The sequence below is a fragment of the Sinorhizobium numidicum genome, assembly GCF_029892045.1.
GTDB classification, from domain to species: Bacteria; Pseudomonadota; Alphaproteobacteria; order Rhizobiales; family Rhizobiaceae; genus Sinorhizobium; species Sinorhizobium numidicum.
The window spans coordinates 1508747-1527946 of record NZ_CP120367.1 but is presented as its reverse complement, the minus strand read 5'-3'; the positions used below and the strand labels follow the sequence as shown (position 1 = coordinate 1527946).

At 62.0% G+C, this 19200-nt stretch carries 21 protein-coding genes; 16 read left to right on the top strand and 5 right to left on the bottom strand.

From position 1 onward, the window contains the following. Positions 1 to 16: 16 nt before the first annotated feature. The 4 genes from PYH37_RS07290 to PYH37_RS07275 all read left to right on the top strand — a co-directional run bounded on the left by PYH37_RS07290 (position 17) and on the right by PYH37_RS07275 (position 4558). Positions 17 to 1186: an FIST signal transduction protein gene (locus tag PYH37_RS07290; RefSeq protein WP_280730769.1), complete on the top strand. Its 1170-nt coding sequence runs from the start codon at positions 17 to 19 to the stop codon at positions 1184 to 1186. Next, positions 1183 to 3426: a hybrid sensor histidine kinase/response regulator gene (locus PYH37_RS07285; protein ID WP_280730768.1), complete on the top strand. Its 2244-nt coding sequence runs from the start codon at positions 1183 to 1185 to the stop codon at positions 3424 to 3426. The genes PYH37_RS07290 and PYH37_RS07285 overlap by 4 nt, the downstream gene beginning before the upstream one ends. Before the next feature lie 104 nt (positions 3427 to 3530). After that, complete coding sequence (locus PYH37_RS07280; RefSeq protein ID WP_280730767.1) at positions 3531 to 4208, top strand: hypothetical protein; 678 nt, start codon at positions 3531 to 3533, stop codon at positions 4206 to 4208. After that, the gene (locus PYH37_RS07275; RefSeq protein WP_280730766.1) at positions 4205 to 4558 is read left to right on the top strand and encodes a hypothetical protein; all 354 of its coding nucleotides are present in this window, start codon (positions 4205 to 4207) and stop codon (positions 4556 to 4558) included. Before PYH37_RS07280 ends, PYH37_RS07275 begins: the two co-directional genes overlap by 4 nt. 112 nt (positions 4559 to 4670) lie before the next feature. Here PYH37_RS07275 and PYH37_RS07270 read toward each other — a convergent pair whose 3' ends face one another. Then, complete coding sequence (locus PYH37_RS07270) at positions 4671 to 5483, bottom strand: quinoprotein dehydrogenase-associated SoxYZ-like carrier (protein WP_280730765.1); 813 nt, start codon at positions 5481 to 5483, stop codon at positions 4671 to 4673. A gap of 160 nt (positions 5484 to 5643) precedes the next feature. Between PYH37_RS07270 and PYH37_RS07265 the strand changes: the two genes are divergently transcribed. Further along, entirely contained in the window at positions 5644 to 6708 is a 1065-nt protein-coding gene (locus PYH37_RS07265; RefSeq protein WP_280730764.1) for a quinoprotein relay system zinc metallohydrolase 2, read from the top strand. Between the two features lie 9 nt (positions 6709 to 6717). Here PYH37_RS07265 and PYH37_RS07260 read toward each other — a convergent pair whose 3' ends face one another. Continuing rightward, the gene (locus PYH37_RS07260; protein ID WP_280730763.1) at positions 6718 to 7323 is read right to left on the bottom strand and encodes a hypothetical protein; all 606 of its coding nucleotides are present in this window, start codon (positions 7321 to 7323) and stop codon (positions 6718 to 6720) included. A gap of 172 nt (positions 7324 to 7495) precedes the next feature. Here PYH37_RS07260 and PYH37_RS07255 point away from each other — a divergent pair, with 172 nt between their 5' ends. From PYH37_RS07255 to PYH37_RS07225, 7 genes are all read left to right on the top strand, one after another. After that, complete coding sequence (locus PYH37_RS07255; protein ID WP_280730762.1) at positions 7496 to 8623, top strand: S-(hydroxymethyl)glutathione dehydrogenase/class III alcohol dehydrogenase; 1128 nt, start codon at positions 7496 to 7498, stop codon at positions 8621 to 8623. An 8-nt stretch (positions 8624 to 8631) separates the two neighbouring features. Continuing rightward, positions 8632 to 9462 (top strand): S-formylglutathione hydrolase, encoded by an 831-nt coding sequence (gene fghA, locus PYH37_RS07250; protein WP_280730761.1) that lies wholly within the window; start codon positions 8632 to 8634, stop codon positions 9460 to 9462. Positions 9463 to 9475: 13 nt separating this feature from the next. Further along, positions 9476 to 9889, top strand: a complete 414-nt coding sequence (locus PYH37_RS07245) for a c-type cytochrome (RefSeq protein ID WP_280730760.1) — start codon at positions 9476 to 9478, stop codon at positions 9887 to 9889. 180 nt (positions 9890 to 10069) lie between these two features. After that, a complete protein-coding gene (gene xoxF5 / locus PYH37_RS07240; protein ID WP_280730759.1) occupies positions 10070 to 11872 on the top strand; it encodes a lanthanide-dependent methanol dehydrogenase XoxF5 in 1803 nt (600 codons plus the stop codon). Positions 11873 to 11953: 81 nt separating this feature from the next. Then, on the top strand, positions 11954 to 12490 hold the full coding sequence (locus PYH37_RS07235) for a c-type cytochrome, methanol metabolism-related (RefSeq protein ID WP_280730758.1): 537 nt from the start codon (positions 11954 to 11956) through the stop codon (positions 12488 to 12490). Then, the gene (locus PYH37_RS07230) at positions 12447 to 13316 is read left to right on the top strand and encodes a substrate-binding domain-containing protein (protein WP_280730757.1); all 870 of its coding nucleotides are present in this window, start codon (positions 12447 to 12449) and stop codon (positions 13314 to 13316) included. The genes PYH37_RS07235 and PYH37_RS07230 overlap by 44 nt, the downstream gene beginning before the upstream one ends. Next, positions 13313 to 13852, top strand: coding sequence for a PQQ-dependent catabolism-associated CXXCW motif protein (locus tag PYH37_RS07225; RefSeq protein ID WP_280730756.1), 540 nt, complete (start codon positions 13313 to 13315; stop codon positions 13850 to 13852). Before PYH37_RS07230 ends, PYH37_RS07225 begins: the two co-directional genes overlap by 4 nt. A gap of 238 nt (positions 13853 to 14090) precedes the next feature. Here PYH37_RS07225 and PYH37_RS07220 read toward each other — a convergent pair whose 3' ends face one another. Genes PYH37_RS07220 through PYH37_RS07210 form a run of 3 tightly spaced genes read right to left on the bottom strand, consistent with a single transcriptional unit; the run spans position 14091 to position 16093 of the window. After that, entirely contained in the window at positions 14091 to 15053 is a 963-nt protein-coding gene (locus PYH37_RS07220) for a YncE family protein (RefSeq protein WP_280730755.1), read from the bottom strand. After that, the gene (locus tag PYH37_RS07215) at positions 15043 to 15576 is read right to left on the bottom strand and encodes an SRPBCC family protein (RefSeq protein ID WP_280730754.1); all 534 of its coding nucleotides are present in this window, start codon (positions 15574 to 15576) and stop codon (positions 15043 to 15045) included. The genes PYH37_RS07220 and PYH37_RS07215 overlap by 11 nt, the downstream gene beginning before the upstream one ends. A gap of 7 nt (positions 15577 to 15583) precedes the next feature. Beyond that, positions 15584 to 16093: a DUF3280 domain-containing protein gene (locus PYH37_RS07210; RefSeq protein ID WP_280730753.1), complete on the bottom strand. Its 510-nt coding sequence runs from the start codon at positions 16091 to 16093 to the stop codon at positions 15584 to 15586. Between the two features lie 124 nt (positions 16094 to 16217). Here PYH37_RS07210 and PYH37_RS07205 point away from each other — a divergent pair, with 124 nt between their 5' ends. Genes PYH37_RS07205 through PYH37_RS07190 form a run of 4 tightly spaced genes read left to right on the top strand, consistent with a single transcriptional unit; the run spans position 16218 to position 19150 of the window. After that, a complete protein-coding gene (locus PYH37_RS07205; RefSeq protein WP_280730752.1) occupies positions 16218 to 17405 on the top strand; it encodes an ABC transporter substrate-binding protein in 1188 nt (395 codons plus the stop codon). Between the two features lies 1 nt (position 17406). Then, on the top strand, positions 17407 to 18381 hold the full coding sequence (locus PYH37_RS07200) for a YVTN family beta-propeller repeat protein (RefSeq protein ID WP_280730751.1): 975 nt from the start codon (positions 17407 to 17409) through the stop codon (positions 18379 to 18381). 40 nt (positions 18382 to 18421) lie between these two features. Then, complete coding sequence (locus PYH37_RS07195) at positions 18422 to 18865, top strand: cupredoxin domain-containing protein (RefSeq protein WP_280732436.1); 444 nt, start codon at positions 18422 to 18424, stop codon at positions 18863 to 18865. Positions 18866 to 18892: 27 nt separating this feature from the next. Next, positions 18893 to 19150, top strand: a complete 258-nt coding sequence (locus PYH37_RS07190; protein WP_280730750.1) for a hypothetical protein — start codon at positions 18893 to 18895, stop codon at positions 19148 to 19150. Positions 19151 to 19200: the final 50 nt, after the last annotated feature.

Below are 19200 nucleotides of genomic sequence, written 5' to 3'. Positions count from 1 at the left end.
TGGAGGATGACGGCGCATGACGGCTGTCGACGATCTTGACCGCAATCCGGCAGAGGCGGTGCGGCTCGCCGTATCGCATGCCGATGATGCAGCCGTTGCCCTTGCCGAGATCAGACGGCAGCTCGCCACGGCAAGGCCAAGCTTCGTCCTTCTGTTCGTGCCGAACAGACTGCAGCCCGATGACGTTGCCAAGTCCCTGCGAGGGGCGTTACCGGATATGGTTGTCTTCGGTTGCACGACGGCCGGCCAGATCACGTCGCGGGGGTATGAAGACGACGCATTGCTGGCGATCGCCTTCGAGCGGCGTCACTTTCGGGTGGCCTCGACCCTGTTCGAACCGATCTCGCCGTTTTCGATTGCCGATGTCGTGTCGCAGACGGAGCGACTCGCCGCGCAGTTTCGCGCAACGCCGGGCCGAAAGCGCCTTGCCCTGATCTTTGCCGACGGGCTGTCCAAACAGGAGGATATCCTGGTGGCTGCCCTGGAGGCCGGACTGAAGGACATTCCCGTGTTTGGCGGGTCGGCCGGCGACGGGCTGCGGTTCGAGCGTACGCAGGTGCTGCGCAATGGAGAGTTCCACAGCAACGCCGCGCTTCTTCTTCTGCTGGAGACCGATCTGGCCTTTAGCGGTCTCGGCTTCGACCATTTCCAGCCCACGGAAAAACGCATGGTGGTTACCCGGGCCGTTCCGGAGGAGCGGCTGGTTCTGGAGATTAACGGCTCACCGGCGGCAAAGGAATATGCCCGGCTTGTCAAGGTGCCGGTTGCCGAGTTGTCGCCGATGATTTTCGCCGAGAACCCGGTGCTGGTGCGCAATCGCAATCTCTATCATGTGCGGGCGATCCAGCAGATTCACGGCGAACATGGCCTCACCTTCCTTTCGGCGATCGACGACGGCCTGCTGTTGACGCTCGGTCGCGGCAAGGAAATCATCCGCACGCTCGATACGGGGCTTGCGGTCAGCGACAAGGACGGTGAAGCGCCCGATTTCATCCTTGGTTTCGACTGCTATCTGCGCAAGCTTGAGATCGAGCGCAAGGGCCTGGACGGCGAAGCGTCCGAGCAGTTCCGGCAGCGCCGGGTCGTCGGCTTCAGCACCTATGGCGAACAGCATCTCGGTGTGCATGTGAACCAGACCTTTGTCGGCGTCGCCTTTTTCCGGCCAAAGGGAGGCGCACCGCTGTGATCGATCCGGATGAACCGTACGAGATCCAGATTGCCAAGCAGGCCAAGATTATCGAGGCCCTGATCAACCGGGCCGAGCGCGGTCATGAAGTCGGCGGCTCTGCCTATTCGCTCTTCGAATCGGCCATCGCCCTGCAGGCCGAGGTCTGGGAAAAGACCAAGGATCTGGAAAAAGCCCTCGACACGCTCGGCAGGGCGTCGAGCGAGCTTGAGATCGCGTATCAGGCGCAGGAGCGCATCCAGAGAAACCTTGCCGATGCCATGGTGGCCATGGAAGGCGGCTTCGCCCTCTTCTCTGAAGACCGGTTGCAGGTGTGCAATGCCCAGTTCCGGCACTTGCTTCCGGATGTCGAGCCGCTAATCAAACCCGGCCTCGGTTTCGATGACTATCTCGCGGCCGTCAACGCCAGCAAATATCTGAACCCGGACGAAAAAGGGGTGACTGGCCGCGCCCAGCCGATGGTGAAGGCGCAGAGGCTCGGTCAGCGCTTTTCGTCCTTCGTGATGGCGCTCAGGAACGACCGCTGGTTCCAGATCTCCTACAGGCAGACCAGTTCCGACAACATCACCGTCCTGCAGACCGAAATCACCGACATCGTGCGGGAGAACCGGCGCGAGAAGAACCGCCTGATCGACCAGCAGGCTCATTTCCTCCAGGCCGCTTTCGATCACATGTCGCTCGGCATCTGCACGTTTTCTTCGCGCGGCGAATTGCTTGTTCGCAACGAACGCTTCGGCGAGCTTCTCGGCGTGCCGCTGTCGCTTCTGAAGAAGGGAAGTCGCTTCCAGCGCATCGTTGAACATGTCGAGCGTCACGAGATTCTCGACCGCAAAGGCGGTCGGTCCGAATTTGCGGGCTGGTTCAAGGCGATGCGCCGCGGCGAGACGGCGCAGGAACGGTTCCGGCGGCGCGACGGGATGAGCCTCGACATCCGCATCCGTTCCTTGCCTGACGACGGATTCATCGTGTCGATCATGGACGTGACGACGGAGACCCAGGCGGCGGCGCTTCTGGAGCGACGTGTACAGGAGCGGACCGCGGAACTGACTGAGGCCAATCGCCTGCTGCAGATCCATGCCAATGAGCAAACCAAGATCGAAGGCGCGCTTCGGCTGGCCAAGGAAGCGGCCGAAGCAGCTCACACATCCAAGACCCGCTTTCTGGCGGCCGCCAGCCATGACCTTCTTCAGCCGATCAATGCCGCGAAACTCTATCTCTCGATGTTGACGGATACGGTAGAGCAGCCGGGGGCGACGGAAGTCGTCAGCCGGCTCAACCGCTCCTTCACCTCGATCGAATCGCTTCTGCAGGCGCTTCTCGATATTTCGCGCCTCGACAGTTCTGGGGCCGAGTTCAACATCACTTCGTTCAGCCTTGGAAGGCTGCTGCAGGGCCTGGCCGAGGATCTGGCGCCCTTGGCGACAGAAAAGGGGATAGATCTGCGGATAGTCCCTTCCACGCGCTGGGTCACCAGCGATCAGCGGTACCTGATGCGCTGCATCCAGAACCTGGTGGTGAACGCCGTTCAGTATACGGAGCGTGGCCGTGTGCTGGTTGGTTGCCGCCTGCGCGGCAATCGGCTGCTGATCGAAGTGTGGGATACCGGTATCGGCATTTCGGAGGAGGACCAGACACGGATCTTCAACGAGTTCACCCGGGCCGGCGGTGCGGGGAAAGGCACCGGCATGGGACTTGGCCTGTCGATCGTCGAGCGCGCCTGCCGGCATCTCGAACATCCCATCCGGCTGGTGTCGCGGCCCGGCTGTGGCTCCGTCTTTTCGATCGAGGTGCCACTGGCCGTGCCTGGCCATGCCAGCGCCTGCGAAGATCCGATAATGGAGCCGATGCTCGATGGCAGCCTCGATCTCATCGTCATGGTTGTCGAGAACGATGCCGACGAGCTTCACGCGATGACGCAGATGCTGGAGAGCTGGGGAGCGAGCGTTCTGGCGGCCGGCTCGACGGCCGATGCTGCGGCGCTGATGCAGGAAATCGGCACTGCGCCCGACATTCTGCTGGCCGATTATCAGCTAGACGACGGCGACAATGGCATAGAAACGATCCGTACGCTGCGCGCGCTGGCGGGAGTCGAAATCCCAGCGGTCATCATTTCGGCCAACCGGCAGCGGGATTTTCTGCGGCTCAGCAACGAAATGTCGTTCGCCGTGCTCGCCAAGCCGGTGCAACTGGTGCGGCTGCGGGCACTGATCGATTGGAAGACCCGGGCACGCGTGGCGTAAAACAAACACAGACAAAGGTCTCCGGTGACATTGCCGCAGCCACTGCTAGGCTTCTCGCCAACAAACGGGAGCCCGGAAACAGGGCCCAAAACGGGAGGTCTGCGATGCGTACTCTTCTTCTGCTTGCTCTGTTCCTGCTCGGAATAGGCCACGGGCCGTTGGCGGCTGCCGAAACTTACGAGCTTCTCTTCCGGTCGGCCGCGCTGAAGGGGCTCGAGGGGGTGCCGGGCGGCGGCGAAGCCAGCCAAAGCACGCTCGTCTACAACAGGGTCATATCTGGTGCCGACGAAGGGCGGGCAGACGGTAGCTTCAGCATCGGGCTGAAGATCCAACCCGACGACAATGTCGCCCTGACGCTGTATCAGGGCACCCGGTCCCGCGGGCTTGGCAATTATCCGGTCTCGGTCGGCAATCCCGTCATCATGTATTTCCTTGAAAGCGTGCTTGCCGATGTCGCCCTTCAATCGGGCGGCAGCCCCTTCTATATGCGCAACCGGATCAAGGAGGCCCTGCTGCGGGATGCGCAAGTCGTGCCCGTGTCGCTCGACTACCAGAACCGCGACATCGCCGCGCGGGAGGTGACGATCCGGCCGTTCACGAACGACAAGGCGCGCGAGCGGATGGGGCGGTTTTCCGAACTGGCGCTCGCCGTCACCGTCTCGGAAGACATTCCTGGCTGGTACTATTCGCTGGTTGCCACCGTTCCTGCGGCCGCCGGCGGGGCGGAGGTCGGCTATTCGAATGCCATTACCCTGAAAGCGGCGGGGGAGGGCCGGCCATGATGCGGGCCGCCATATCGGCGCTGGCGATCGTCGCAGCGGCGGTGCCGGCCGGCGGGCAAAGCATGTCGCAGCGCCTGAACGACTATCCGACGGAGGCCCGGGCCGACTATGTGTTCGGTTGCATGGCGGCCAACGGCCAGAACCGGACGGTGTTGCGCCAATGTGCCTGCTCGATCGACGTGATCGCTTCCATCCTGCCTTATCGCAAATATGCCGAAGCCGAAGCGGTGCTCTCGCTCCAGCAGGCGGGCGGCGAACAGATGGCCATGTTCAAGTCGGCGGTCGTGCCCCGCACTATGGTGGCCGATCTGAGACGCGCCCAGGCAGAGGCGGAGATACTGTGCTTCTGACCCACGCTCCAGAGCGCCGTGCGTTCAAGTGAACGCACAAAGGACGCTCTAGCACTCTAGATTCTAGAGCATCTTGTCCGCTTTCAGCGGTTCCGCTTGAAAGCGGGATGCTCTAGACGGGCGGTGTCTTCGGCAAAACACGGTCGAAGACATTGCCCTCCGTATCGACGGCATGGACGGTGAAGTCCGTTGCGCCGTTGTCGGTATAGCTGAAGCGGAACACCGGATTCTCGCTGACCGAAATCCCGCCGTCGAGCGCAAACAGCAGGTCGTCGCCCTGCTTCACCTCGAGTTGGGTAATGAAATGCGCACTGATGAACAGTTGGGTGATCTGGTCGCGCTGCAGGCCGGAATAGTTCGGATGGCGGATCATGATCTGCGCCTCACGGCGGGCGTTCGACGTCGGCGTCTCACCGTCGAAGAGTTTCACCCGCATCTCTCCCATGCCGTTCAGGGCCGCGACGGGATCCTTCGTGGCCGGCGCCGAGCAGCCACCCGAGGCTTTGACGAAGCGGCCGTTCATGAAGCTGCCTTGCGGTGTCTCGGCAATGACACGGATGTTGGAATACTGGTTGACGCGGACGCGGGTTTCGAATTTGAGCGGCGCCATGGCACGGCCGAAGCGGATTTCTGCGGCCAGCGGCGCGGGGTTCTCGTCGATCACCAGCTTGATGGAATCGATCGGGCCGGCCGCCGGCTCCGTTTGCTCGATCGTGACAGGCACCGTGGCGGCATCATTGGCGCGGTAGGGGGCCGTGACGGAGAATAGGGCGGCGCCGTCGAGAATGGCCGTCTTGCCGACGATATCGTCTTTTAGTTCGTTCCAAGTGGGGCCTTCGACAAGCGGATTGTCGGGCGTCTCCTGCTGGGCGGATGCGAGGCTTGCCGCCAGCATGACGGAAAAACCGGCGAACATGAGCTTCATGGTTCAAAGCCCCCGTTTTCAAGGACAGGGCACGACTCCGGGTCGGGCCGCGCCAGTTTAGGACGAAAGCCTAACGAACAGAACCAAGCCTTTCGGATGTGTTGCGGGGTCAGACGGGCGGACGCAGGCTTTGCAGGTCGCTGGCAACGGGAGGTTGAACGTGTTCGAGGCGTTCGTGACAATGTGCATGCTTGCGGCCGCCGGCGTCAAAGCGCCGCTGCCGGGTGAGACCTGCCGGACCGCACTGCTGCCCGGCTTTGCGGCCGAGACGAAAGCGGCCTGCGAGCGCACGTCGCGTCTGGTTCCGCGCCAGCCGGTCGGCGCGAAGGAGGAGGGCTTGCCATTCTGCGCGCCCAGGCCGACCTCGGCCCTCTACTTCAGCGAGGCGGCCCCCGGCGTCTTCGTGCATCGCGGCGCTGTGGCGGAGCCGGACCCGGCCAATGTCGGCGACGTTTCCAATATTGCCTTCGTTGTCGGCTCGCGCAGCATCGCCGTGATCGATGCCGGCGGCTCCCGCAAGGTGGGCGAAGAGGTCTATCTGGCGATCCGGGAACGCAGTGCCCTGCCGATTGCCCATCTGATCCTCACGCATATGCATCCGGATCACGTTTTCGGCGCCGAGCCGCTTCGCGAGGCGGGGGCGGTGATCCTTGGCCAGGCCAACCTGCCGCGGGCGCTTGCCGATCGCGCCGAAAACTACCGGGCAAATTTTGCCCGGCTGATCGGCGAGGCGGCATTCCTCGGCAGTCGGGCACCCGTGCCCGATCGGGTGATCGCGGAACAGGAGGTGATCGACCTCGGCGGCAGGGTGCTGGAGCTCCGGGCATGGCCGTCTGCGCATACCGCCACCGATCTGACGGTTTTTGACCGGACCTCCGGCATACTCTTCGCCGGCGATCTGCTGTTCGACACGCACACGCCGGCTCTCGACGGCTCGTTACGCGGCTGGCTTGCCGTTCTTTCACGGATGAAGGCGCTTCCTGCGCGCCGGGTCGTGCCCGGCCACGGCGGGCCGCTGCTCGACTGGCCGCAGGCGGCTGAGCCGCTCGAGCGCTATCTCGGCGTGCTGGAGGCCGATACGCAGAGGGCACTTGCCGATGGGTTGGCGCTTGGGCCGGCGACCGAGGCGATAGGCCGGAGCGAGGCGGGTCGATGGCAACTGTTTGATCTCTTCAACCCACGCAACGCCACGGTTGCCTATACGGAGCTGGAGTGGGACCCGTAGCAGTATGGCTTAATGCGGCATATGCTTGAGCAGGATCTGGGCAATCGCATAGGCGCGTTTTTCCAGAAGCACCGGCGTTTCGCAGACATAGGTGAGCGCCTGCGAGCGATCGCGGTAGATGCGTTCATCCCAGTCCATCTGTTCCTCCAGCTTGTCGATACGGTCGAAATCAGGTTTCGTTTCGCCCGTCAGCTTCGCCATCTCGACCCGGCTGCCGTCGATCCGGGAGGACAGTGCGATCTGGCTGCGAGAATAGCGGGTAATCCCTGCGATCAGCCGTTGCCGGTTGTCGGCGAGGTTCTCAAACACGCCGTGGAAGATATTGCCGAGCAGTTGGCCGTCCACCGGAGCAGTCTTCTCGACGAAGGCCCGGACATGGGCCTCTGCCTCTTCCAGCGTGACCCGCCGAAGCGACAGGGTCGCCACGAGATCGTTTGCCGCAGGCGTAAGTGGCATGCGTGTTACCGGCGCCGGCCACATCAGGCTCGCCGACAGGTTCTCGACCTTGCGCTGAATGCACGGCCAGTCGGGATCGGAAAAATCCGCGGCGCCTGCAATGCCGGGAGCTTGCGTTAGGCAAAGCGCCAGACCAAGCGCATGACAGGCGGCTCTCATCTTCGTGTCTCCCTGTTCGAACGAGCGTCAGTATAGGCGCACTAAGGGAGAAGCCAAAGGTGGCGATTTACACACTAAGGTCGCAATTGTCATTGCGCTTGGCCCGTCTGTAATCTTCAGACAACGCCGCATAAGGCGACCCCTACATAACGCAGTTACCGGGAGGCATTTCATGCGCACACGCGCTGCTCTGGCTGTTGAAGCCGGAAAACCCCTTGTTGTCACCGAAGTCGAGCTCGAGGGACCGCGGGCCGGCGAGGTGCTGGTCGAGGTGAAGGCGACCGGCATCTGCCACACCGACGATTTCACCCTGTCCGGTGCCGATCCGGAAGGGCTGTTTCCGGCGATCCTCGGTCATGAGGGCGCCGGCATCGTCGTCGATGTCGGCCCGGGCGTCACCAGCGTGAAGAAGGGCGACCACGTCATTCCGCTCTATACGCCGGAATGCCGTGCCTGCCCCTCGTGCCTTTCCCGTAAGACCAATCTCTGCACCGCCATCCGCGCCACGCAAGGGCAAGGGCTGATGCCGGACGGCACCTCGCGGTTCTCGATCGGCAAGGACAAGATCCACCACTATATGGGCTGCTCGACCTTTGCCAATTTCACCGTGCTGCCGGAGATCGCCGTCGCCAAGGTCAACCCCGACGCCCCGTTCGACAAGATCTGCTACATCGGCTGCGGCGTCACCACCGGCATCGGCGCGGTGATCAATACGGCACGAGTCGAGATCGGCTCGACCGCCATCGTCTTCGGCCTCGGCGGCATCGGCCTCAATGTCATCCAGGGGCTTCGGCTTGCCGGTGCCGACATGATCATCGGCGTCGACCTCAACAACGACAAGAAGGAATGGGGCGAGCGCTTCGGCATGACCCATTTCGTCAATCCGAAGGAGGTCGGCGACGACATCGTCCCCTACCTCGTCAACCTGACGAAGCGCGGCGCCGACCAGATCGGCGGCGCCGACTACACCTTCGACTGCACCGGCAACACCAAGGTGATGCGCCAGGCGCTCGAGGCCTCGCATCGCGGCTGGGGCAAGTCGGTGGTCATCGGCGTTGCCGGCGCCGGCCAGGAGATTGCGACACGGCCGTTCCAGCTGGTCACCGGCCGCTCCTGGATGGGCACCGCCTTCGGCGGCGCCCGCGGCCGCACCGACGTGCCGAGGATCGTCGACTGGTACATGGAAGGCAAGATCGAGATCGACCCGATGATCACCCACACGATGCCGCTCGACGACATCAACAGGGGCTTCGAGCTGATGCATTCGGGCGAAAGCATCCGCAGCGTCGTCCTGTATTGAGCGTCAAGATGGAACTTGTAACGCAAAACCAATGTTTCGGCGGGACCCAGTCGGTTTACCGGCACGCGTCCGAGGTTTGTGGCGTCGAGATGACATTCGGCCTCTATATGCCGCCGCAGGCGCGGACGCGTCCGGTCCCGCTCTTATGGTATCTCTCGGGGCTGACATGTACCCATGAGAATGCCATGACCAAGGCGGGCCTGCAGCGGCACGCGGCGGAGCAGGGGCTAGCGCTGGTCTTCCCCGACACGTCGCCGCGCGGCGAAGGCGTCGCCGACGACCAAGCCTATGATCTCGGTCAGGGCGCGGGGTTCTATGTCAATGCGACGCAGAAGCCCTGGGCACGGCACTACCGGATGTACGATTACATCGTCACCGAATTGCCCGCCCTACTGCAGGAGCACTTGCCGGTCAACGGCGTCAACGGCATCACCGGGCATTCGATGGGCGGCCATGGCGCGCTGACGATCGCCTTTCGCAATCCGGAATTGTTCCGCTCGGTTTCGGCCTTTGCGCCGATCGTCAATCCGACCCGGTCTGACTGGGGCCGCAAGCAGTTTTCGGCCTATCTCGGCGACGACGAGGCCCATTGGGGCAATTACGACGCCTGCCTGCTCTTGAGCGAACTCGGCTGGCAGGGCGATGTCCTGATCGACCAGGGCTCGGCCGACCAGTTCCTGGGGCAGCTGCAACCCGAGGCAATGGCCCGGCTGCTGGCGGAGCGGCGGCAGGCCGGCGTCCTCAGAATGCAGGCGGGATACGATCATAGCTACTACTTCGTGGCGAGCTTCGGCGAAGACCACGTGCGCTGGCATGCAGAGCGGCTGAACGCCGCCTAAGGGAGAGGAACGAATGGCTTCAAGACTTGGTGTCCTAACGGCGGCTGTAGTCGTATTCGGCGGAGCTTTTGCAGGCGTGGTTGCGCCGGCACTTGCGCTGGATCCCGCAGCGGGCGATCCAGCGGCCGGCGAGAAAGTATTTCGCAAGTGTCAGGCCTGTCATGCGATCGGTCCGGATGCCAAATCGAAGGCCGGCCCCGCGCTGACCGGCGTAATCGGCCGGCCGGCCGGGAAAGCCGAAGGGTTCTCCTACTCCGCCGCGATGAGCAAGGAGGCCGAGGCCGGGTTGATCTGGACGCCGGACAAGATCGGTGAGTTTTTGACCAACCCGAAAGGGTTCGTGCCCGGCACCAAGATGACCTTTGCGGGATTGCGCAAGGATCAGGAGCGCGCCGATCTGATCGCATATTTGGCGACGTTTCCTTAAACGCGAAGAGGAGGAGCGGAAACACCAGCAGGTGGAAGGCGGCCCCGGCAGGGCATGAATCTTTGCCAAGCCCATGGGGAACAGTGTCGCAAGCCGATACCGGGAAAGAGGAGACCGCAAGGTTTTCCCGGGGCGAGGAGGGTGATGGCCCTGATCGGCAGCACTCAAAAGGAGGAAGAAATGAAACGATTTCTTACAATGCTTGCCTTCATGTCGATAGGCGGCGCGCAGGTCGCCCTCGCCAACCCGGAACTACAAAAGCAAATCGATGACCCCAACCAATGGGCCATCCAGACCGGCGACTATGCCAACCAGCGCTACTCCAAACTCGACCAGATCAACAAGGATAATGTCAGCAAACTGCAGGTGGCGTGGACTTTCTCGACCGGCGTTCTGCGCGGTCATGAAGGCTCGCCGCTGGTCATCGGCGACATGATGTATGTTCATACGCCGTTCCCGAATACGGTTTATGCGCTGGATCTCAGCAAGGAAGGCCAGATCGTCTGGCGCTACGAGCCGAAACAGGATGCGGAAGTCATTCCCGTGATGTGCTGTGACACCGTTAATCGCGGTGTGGCCTATGCCGATAACAAGATCTTCCTGCATCAGGCTGATACTACCGTCGTGGCGTTGGACGCCAAGACGGGCAAGGTGATCTGGAGCGTCAAGAACGGCGATCCGGCGAAGGGCGAGACCAATACTGCCACCGTCATGCCGGTGAAGGACAAGGTCATCGTCGGCATTTCCGGCGGGGAGTTCGGGGTTCGCGGTTCCGTGACGGCCTATTCGATGGCAGACGGCAAGCTCCTGTGGCGCGGTTACTCCATGGGCCCGGACAGCGATACGCTGATGGATCCCGAAAAAACCACCCATCTGGGCAAGCCGGTCGGTAAGGACTCCGGCCTGACCACCTGGGAAGGCGATCAGTGGAAGATCGGCGGTGGCACGACCTGGGGCTGGTATTCCTACGATCCCGAAGAGAACCTGATGTATTACGGATCGGGCAACCCTTCGACCTGGAATCCGACCCAGCGGCCCGGCGACAACCGCTGGTCGATGACCATCTGGGCGCGCGATGTCGATACCGGCATGGCCAAATGGGTCTACCAGATGACGCCCCATGACGAATGGGACTATGACGGTATCAACGAGATGATCCTGACGCAGCAGCAGATCGACGGCAAGGATCGCAAGCTGCTGACCCATTTCGACCGCAACGGCTTCGGCTATACCCTGGACAGCGTTACCGGCGAACTGCTGGTGGCGGAGAAATACGATCCCACCGTCAACTGGGCGACTGAAGTGGTCATGGATCCGAAGTCGGACAAGTATGGCCGGCCGCAGGTCGTGGCGCAGTATTCGACCGAGCAGAATGGCGAGGACACCAACACGACCGGTGTCTGCCCGGCGGCACTCGGCACCAAGGACCAGCAGCCCGCAGCCTTCTCGCCGAAAACCGAGCTGTTCTACGTGCCTACCAACCACGTCTGCATGGACTACGAGCCGTTTCGCGTAAGCTACACCGCCGGCCAGCCCTATGTCGGGGCCACGCTGTCGATGTACCCGCCGAAAGATAGCCACGGAGGCATGGGCAACTTCATTGCCTGGGACAACAAGGAAGGCAAAATCAAGTGGTCCCTGCCGGAACCGTTCTCTGTCTGGTCGGGCGCTCTGGCAACAGCCGGTGATGTGGTCTTCTACGGAACGCTCGAGGGCTATCTGAAGGCGGTCGACGCCGCGACAGGCAAGGAGCTCTATCGCTTCAAGACGCCTTCCGGAGTGATCGGCAACGTGATGACCTATGCCCATGGCGGCAAGCAGTATGTGGCCGTGCTCTCGGGTGTCGGCGGCTGGGCCGGTATCGGTCTGGCAGCTGGCCTGACCAACCCGAATGACGGTCTCGGAGCCGTCGGCGGCTATTCCGCCCTCAGCAACTACACTGCGCTCGGCGGCACGCTCACCGTGTTCTCGCTGCCGAATTAAAAGGCAGTCTTCGCCCAGGGAATTGGCGCGGGTTGGTGGAAAGCCCGCGCCGGTTCGTTCTCAGGCCTAAAAGGACGCAAGATGACTAGAACAAGACCAGCGTTGCCGATAATCCTCGCCGTGTTGACGCTTGCGGCCGGTGCCGCCGGCGCACAGGATGCCCCGGCGGCAACGGACAATATCGCCGCTGCCCGCAATGAAAACGGGCGCTACTACACGGCCGACGACGTTCCCACCTTCAATATCGCCAAGGACGGCACGATCGACTGGATGACCTATTCGGGCTTTCGCCGCTATCACTCCGAATGCCATGTCTGTCATGGTCCGGAGGGCGAGGGTTCGAGCTATGCGCCGGCTTTGAAGAAGTCCGCGATAGAAATGGACTACTATGATTTCGTCGATGTCGTCACGAACGGACGCAAGAAGGTGAACGCTGCCGAGAACTCGGTGATGCCGGCCTTTGGCGAGAACGTCAACGTGATGTGTTATCTCGATGACATCTATACCTATTTGAAAGCGCGCGGAGCCGATGCGCTGCCGCGGGGACGCCCGGCCAAGAAGGAAGCGAAATCCGATGCGATCAAGGATGCTGAAAAGGCTTGCCTCGGTCACGAGTAGCACCTTCGCAGCAGCCGGCGTTCTGCTGGTGGCAGTTGCCGGCACTGCGCCGGCGGCCGCCCAGACGTCGGACCTGGTGTCGAAGACGGCGTTTCGCGTCTGTGCCGATCCGGCCAATTTGCCGATGTCGGATCGCTCAGGTGCGGGGTTCGAGAACAAGATCGCCGAGCTGATGGCGTCCAAGCTCGGACTGCCGCTGGAATACATGTGGTTTCCGATGGCGACCGGCTTCATTCGCAAGACCTTGCAGGCCAATGCCTGCGATGTGGTCATTGGCTACGCCCAGGGCGACGAACTGGTCTTGAACACCAACCACTACTACACCTCGGCTTATGTGCTGATCGCCGTGTCGAACAGTCCGCTGGCCGGCGTCACGACGCTGGCCGATCCTCTTCTCAAGGGCAAGCGGATCGGCGTCATCGCTGGAACTCCGCCGGCGACGCATGTGGCAAGAAACGGACTGATGCCCAAAGCGAAGGGGTATCATCTGATGGTTGACCGGCGCTACGAGGATCCAGCCGATGACATGCTTGCCGACCTGAAATCCGGCCTCATCGACGCAGCCATCCTCTGGGGGCCGATCGGCGCACCACTGGTCAAGGCGAGCCATCCGGACCTGAAGGTGACGCCGCTGCTGTCAGAGCCGACGCCGCCGAAGCTTTTCTACCGCATCACCATGGGCGTGCGGCAAGGCGAGAAGGTCTGGGAGCGCAAGCTGAATTCTCTGATCCGCCGGAATCAGTCCGAGATCAACGCCATCCTCACAGCGGCGGGTGTGCCGCTCCTGGACGATATGGGGACAGGTCCGCTCGAGATGCCAAAATGATCCGTCTGCGGCTCCTTTCCCTGATCCTGCTTCTCGCCTTTCCGGTCAGGGCGGCCGAGGAGCCGGCTGGCTACCGCGAGAGCGAATACCGCGCCGAGGTGCCGGCAACGCTTTCCGGTGCGACCGTGGTGTCGACCGAAAGCGCCCATGCGTTGTGGAAGACCGGTCAGGTCGCCTTCATCGACGTCCTGCCGCGGGCGCCGAAGCCGGAGAACCTGCCCGCGGGAACGGTCTGGAACGAAAAGCCGCGGCTATCCGTTCCTGCCGCCCTGTGGCTGCCGAATGTCGGCTATGGCCGTCTGGCGGATGTCATGCAGAGCTATTTTCGTGCCGGGCTGGAAAAGGCGACGGGCGGCGACAAGGATCGGCCGGTGCTGTTCTTCTGCCTCGACGGCTGCTGGATGTCCTGGAATGCCGCCAAGCGTGCCGTGGAATATGGCTATACCCATGTCTTCTGGTATCCGCAGGGCACTGATGGCTGGACAGCGGCCGGTTATTCCACGGAGCGCCTCGACCCGGAGCCGGGTGGGCAATGAAATAATCACTGCCGGGCGGCGGGCTCCCGGATCTGACTATGCATATTTCCTTAAATCGAAGCCGATTTAAAAAAACATGCAGCAATTCAAAGTGCTACAGCGACCTATGTGCGTCTGAAAAGACGCACGGCGCTGTAGAGCGGGACGAGGAAAAGTGTGCGCGGTTTTCCGCCCGTATCCCGCTCTAACTTATCAGAATCGATCACGTTTTATGATTTTGGGTCGATTCGACCCGAGATCATCGTGATCTAGGCGCCGGCGCCGCGGACAGAAAGCGTCCGAAAGCACGCGGCCCGTCGCCGGTTGCGATCTCGCCGATAATCTCCAGGCTTTCGGAGTCGATAACCGTGAGGCTGTTTGAAAACCAGTTCGCCACGACGATCCGTCGGCCATCGGCCGATGTGTCGATGCCTTCCGGATATTCGCCGGTATCGATGACGGCGACCGCGGCCAAGCTGTGTGCGTCGAAGACGCTAACACTGTCGTCATACTGGTTGGTGACGAAACCCCGTCCGGAGGCAAAGGCCACCGCATAGGGCCGCTCGCGGGTCGCGACATGGCCGAGAACCCGGCCGCTGACGGGATCGACGGCCGTTACCGTATTGCTGCCGACATCTGCGGAAAACAGCCGGCCGTCTGGCGAAAATGTCACGCCGAACGGACGCGATCCGACGGTCACCCGATGGCGAAGCGTCAGCGTCTCAGCGTCGAAAATGGAGACCTGGTTGGCGTCCCGGTCGGCAGTCGCCAGCCAATGACCATCGACGGAAACGGCAAGGCCGGCTGGCGCGCTGCCGGTAAAAAGCACAACCAAAGTGGCAAGGCCGTCAGCGGCGATGACCCAGACCCGCGCATTGTACCAGTCCGACACGAAAACCCGGCCGCGCCGCTCGTCGACCGCAACGCCAATCGGCCCGCCGTCAAGCGTCCGCTCGGCTTCCGGCGCACCGGCGGGCATGCCGTAGCGGCGCAGCATCTTGCTTTCCGGGCTGACGATGAAAACGGCACCAAGCTGCGGTGCGACCGCGATGCCTGCCGGCTGGCCCGGCGTGGGGATCCGTTCGCTCTCGACCATTCGGTCGAGATCGATCACGCTGAGATCGCTGGACGACTGGTTGGTGATATAGGCATAGTCGGCGAAAGCGCCGCCTGGCATGATTAGGCCGAGCACCACGGCAAAGAGGAGGCGGCTATTTGCCAAACTTCTTCTCGAGCGCATCAAGACCGGCCTTGTATACCGCGCCGACTGCGGCAAGGGCTGCCTCGTCGTTCAGGTTGGCGGGAGGATCGTTGCTCGGATAGCCGCGGTAGAAGGCGCCCTTCCATTCGATATGCGAGCCGCCGCCAGCCTTCGGCGTCACCGTCAGGTGTCCGGAATAATTGGTGACCGGCAGCACGGCCACGTCGACCTCGGTGATGCGGTAGGAATAGGACATCTTCGCCGCATCATACTTGTAAAGGACTTCGGAAATTGTCGGGCCGTCGGCCGCCTTCAGCGTCAACACGCGCGTCGCGTCGAGGGCGTTGTCACCCTGGCCGATAGTCGAGAACACGACTGGGTGCCAGCTCATGTCCTGGAAATTGCCGATCACAGCCCAGACTGCGTCGGGTGCCGCTGCGACATCGACGGACAGCACCAGCTTCTGCCGCGTCGGGCCATGGGCCAGGGCGATGCTTGGCACCATCAATAAGAATGTCAGCAGGATATGACCGAAATATCGCATGAAGCCCTCACGATTTGAAGAAGTGGTTTGTCAGGATGTAACGAATGCCGCGCAGCCAACTGTCGTCGGTGTTCGAGCGGATGTCGACCGCAAGGCCGCGCAGCGTCTCGCCGGAGCGCACGTCGCGCAGCACGAGGTTCATCGACAGGACGAGGTTCGATACCTTGTGCACTTCGCCGACCAGCACATAGTCGGCGTCGAGCCGGGCGGCCATGCGCACGTCGCAGCCGTAGCAGTCGGCCGGGTTGGCCGTGCTGGCGAGCTCGGCCGCGACAGGATCATTCGAGAGAATGACGAAGCGTTCCTCGACGAAGCGGTCGCGCGTGGCGGCCTCCAGCAGCTTAATCCGCGCTGTTTCGTCGGCGCGCACACCATTGTAGGCGCCCTCCGTCGACATATCGATAAAGGTCATGCCAAGGAACGCCACCTTGGCGCCCGGCATCAGCGGCTTGTCCAGCGCTGCCAAAGCAACCATCGGCGACAAGGCCAAGATGAGCGCTACCAGAATGCATTGCATAGGCTCAGCGTAGCACAGGCATTCTGCGAAACTACGCTCCATAAGTATCGGTTTTGCTGCACAAATTGCGCTGTTAATCTCCTCTCCAGAGGAGTGTCAGGAAGATTGGGAGGTCGTTCCGGCAATGTCTAACCGATGGCTTACGCTTGCCGCTTTTTCGGTGGCGATGCTTGCCGCGTTCCCTTTGCGGGCGGCGGAGGTAAAGACGGCCGTGCTGCGGATCGATCGTGTGGTCGGACCGCCGATCTCGCGGCTTGACGCGCCACCTGCCGATCTGGGTTTTGCCGGTGGCACGCTGGGGAACGAGGACAACCGGACGACCGGCGCCTTCACGGGCATGGAGTACACGCTGAAAACGCAGGCGGTTGCGCCGGAGCAGGCAGGCGCGGCGCTCGATGCGCTGAAAGCGGAAGGTATCGGCCTCATCGCGGTGATCGCCGAAGGTGACACCCTGAAGGCGCTGTCCGACAGGGCCGGGCCCGAGGTGCTGCTTTTGAACGCGGGCGCTCGCGACGACACGTTGCGCGATGCCGACTGCCGGGCCAATGTACTGCATGTCTCGCCGAGCCGCTCCATGCTCAGTGACAGTATTGTCCAGTTTCTCATGTGGAAGAAATGGTCGCGCATCCTGCTGATCCACGGCTCGCATCCCGAAGACAGGCTGCTGGCCGACAGCTATCGCAAATCGGCCGTCAAATTCGGTGCGAAGATTGTCGAAGAGCGCGAGTTCGTAGACACCGGCGGAGGCCGACGCACGGACACTGGTCACGTCATGGTGCAGAAACAGATCCCCGTCTTCACGCAGGAAGCCGAGGAGCATGACGTGATCGTCGCAGCCGACGAGGCCGGCGTCTTCGCCCCCTACCTGCCTTATCATACTTGGGATCCGAGGCCTGTGGCAGGATCTGCGGGCCTTCGCCCGGTCTCCTGGCACGCCGCCCATGAGTCCTGGGGCGCGACCCAGTTCCAAGGCCGCTTCGAGAAACTGACCGGCCGCAACATGCGCGAGGAGGATTACCAGGCCTGGCTTGCCATGCGCGTGATCGGCGAGGCGGTGACGCGGTCCGGCAAGGCTGATCCGGCGAGCGTGCGGGCTTATGCCCTTTCGGCGGATTTCGAACTGGCTGCGTTCAAGGGGCAGAAGCTGACCTTCCGCCCCTGGAACGGGCAACTGCGCCAGCCGATCCTTTTGACCGACGGTCGGGTGACGGTTTCCGTTTCGCCGCAGGATGGCTACCTGCACCAGCATTCGCCGCTCGACACGCTGGGCATCGATGCGCCCGAAACCGCCTGCCAGGCTTTTGGAGAATAGAATGCTAAGATCCACACTGTTGCTTTTGCCAGCCCTTCTGATGTTTGCCGGTCCGGCCCAGGCCAACAAGGTTTTCGTGACCAACGAACGCGGCAACAGCGTGACCGTGCTCGACAGCCAAAGTTGGGAGGTGATCGCCACCTTTCCGGCCGGCAACAGACCGCGCGGCATCACCATCAGCCCGGACGGCAAGGAACTCTATGTCTGCGCGTCGGACGATGATGCCGTCCGTGTCTTCGATCCCGAGACGTACGAGGAACTGCATACGCTTCCGTCAGGCCCGGATCCGGAACTTTTCGCTCTCGATCCTTCAGGCAATCCACTCTACATCGCCAATGAGGACGACAACCTGGTGACCGTTGTCGACGTCAAGACGCACCAGGTGCTGGCCGAGGTGCCTGTCGGCGTCGAGCCGGAAGGCGTGGCGGTCAGTCCGGATGCCAAGACCGTCATCAATACGTCCGAAACCACCAACATGGCGCATTTCATCGATACCTCGACCTACAAGATCGTGCACAACGTGCTGGTGGACCAGCGGCCGCGCTATGCCGAATTCACGGCCGACGGCAAGAAACTTTACGTCAGTTCCGAGATCGGCGGCACCGTTTCGGTGATCGATCTATCGACGGCCGAACCGAAGATCACCAAGAAGATCACCTTTGCCGTACCTGGTGTGCTGCCCGAATGGTTGCAGCCGGTCGGCGTCAAGGCGACCAGGGACGGCTCGCGGATTTTCGTGGCGCTCGGCCCGGCCAACCGCGTCGCGGTGATCGACGGGGCGACCGATGAGGTTCTCGATTATTTGCTTGTCGGGCAGCGAGTCTGGCAGATGGCATTCACCCCGGACGAGGAATTCCTGATCACCACGAACGGCAATTCCAACGATGTCAGCATCATCGACGTCAAGGCGGAAAAGGTGCTCCGCTCGGTTCAGGTCGGCGAGCAGCCCTGGGGGGTTGTGGTCGCCCCGAATTGAGAAGGAGTGATGCAGCATGACCAATTTGGGGGATTTTCACATGCATAAATCGATTTTCGCGGCGCTGGCCGCACTCTTTCTGGCAAACCCAGCCATTGCGGCGCCGCTCTGCAACGAGCTCGGCTTTGCCGGACTGCTTGCCAAATGCAACCGAGGCGAGCCGATCGAGATCACGCTCGGCTCCGGCAAACCGCTTGGCAAGGGTGCCGTTGCCCTACAGTCCGGCGGCTATTACGAAATGCGCATCACGGCGGACGGGTCAGCGGAACTGGCGATCACCGGCGAGCCGTTCTTTCGTGCGATCTGGATGAACGAGATCGTCATCAACGGCATAGAAGTGCGCCCCATGGCGATCGACAGCCTCGAATTCGACGAAGCGGGCACGGCGACCCTGTCGTTCATCGCCATAAAGCCTGGCAGCTACGAGGTGAGGATCCCGAATACCACAAGCGACAGCCAAAAGGTGTCGATTTCCATTCAGTGACCCGTTTGGAACAGGGGAGGAATTCCGATGAAAATCCGTTTGATGACCACCGTTGTTTTTGCAGTTCTGCTTGGCGCCCCGTTGGGCCTGGGTGCCGAGGAGATTCATGCTGACAAGCAGAAGGCGATAACGGACATGCTTGCCACCATGAAATGCGAGGTGGATCCCGCTAATATCGAGGCGAATGGCACAGGCTACGAACTCGACGATGTGTTCTGCGCCGACGGCCAATACGACATGGATCTCAATGCTGATCTGACCGTCGCCGACAAGCGCAAGGAATAAGTGCGGGTGCGGGCCGCGCCTGCGAATCATACAAACTCCGCTGGACAGCG

Excerpts from the sequence above, each read along its gene's own strand:
- PYH37_RS07290 (WP_280730769.1), top strand. The coding sequence starts at position 17 with ATGACGGCTGTCGACGATCTTGACCGCAATCCGGCAGAGGCGGTGCGG.
- PYH37_RS07280 (WP_280730767.1), top strand. The coding sequence starts at position 3,531 with ATGCGTACTCTTCTTCTGCTTGCTCTGTTCCTGCTCGGAATAGGCCAC.
- PYH37_RS07275 (WP_280730766.1), top strand. The coding sequence starts at position 4,205 with ATGATGCGGGCCGCCATATCGGCGCTGGCGATCGTCGCAGCGGCGGTG.
- PYH37_RS07270 (WP_280730765.1), bottom strand. The coding sequence starts at position 5,483 with ATGAAGCTCATGTTCGCCGGTTTTTCCGTCATGCTGGCGGCAAGCCTC.
- PYH37_RS07260 (WP_280730763.1), bottom strand. The coding sequence starts at position 7,323 with ATGAGAGCCGCCTGTCATGCGCTTGGTCTGGCGCTTTGCCTAACGCAA.
- PYH37_RS07255 (WP_280730762.1), top strand. The coding sequence starts at position 7,496 with ATGCGCACACGCGCTGCTCTGGCTGTTGAAGCCGGAAAACCCCTTGTT.
- fghA (WP_280730761.1), top strand. The coding sequence starts at position 8,632 with ATGGAACTTGTAACGCAAAACCAATGTTTCGGCGGGACCCAGTCGGTT.
- PYH37_RS07245 (WP_280730760.1), top strand. The coding sequence starts at position 9,476 with ATGGCTTCAAGACTTGGTGTCCTAACGGCGGCTGTAGTCGTATTCGGC.
- xoxF5 (WP_280730759.1), top strand. The coding sequence starts at position 10,070 with ATGAAACGATTTCTTACAATGCTTGCCTTCATGTCGATAGGCGGCGCG.
- PYH37_RS07235 (WP_280730758.1), top strand. The coding sequence starts at position 11,954 with ATGACTAGAACAAGACCAGCGTTGCCGATAATCCTCGCCGTGTTGACG.
- PYH37_RS07230 (WP_280730757.1), top strand. The coding sequence starts at position 12,447 with ATGCGATCAAGGATGCTGAAAAGGCTTGCCTCGGTCACGAGTAGCACC.
- PYH37_RS07225 (WP_280730756.1), top strand. The coding sequence starts at position 13,313 with ATGATCCGTCTGCGGCTCCTTTCCCTGATCCTGCTTCTCGCCTTTCCG.
- PYH37_RS07215 (WP_280730754.1), bottom strand. The coding sequence starts at position 15,576 with ATGCGATATTTCGGTCATATCCTGCTGACATTCTTATTGATGGTGCCA.
- PYH37_RS07210 (WP_280730753.1), bottom strand. The coding sequence starts at position 16,093 with ATGCAATGCATTCTGGTAGCGCTCATCTTGGCCTTGTCGCCGATGGTT.
- PYH37_RS07205 (WP_280730752.1), top strand. The coding sequence starts at position 16,218 with ATGTCTAACCGATGGCTTACGCTTGCCGCTTTTTCGGTGGCGATGCTT.
- PYH37_RS07200 (WP_280730751.1), top strand. The coding sequence starts at position 17,407 with ATGCTAAGATCCACACTGTTGCTTTTGCCAGCCCTTCTGATGTTTGCC.
- PYH37_RS07195 (WP_280732436.1), top strand. The coding sequence starts at position 18,422 with ATGCATAAATCGATTTTCGCGGCGCTGGCCGCACTCTTTCTGGCAAAC.
- PYH37_RS07190 (WP_280730750.1), top strand. The coding sequence starts at position 18,893 with ATGAAAATCCGTTTGATGACCACCGTTGTTTTTGCAGTTCTGCTTGGC.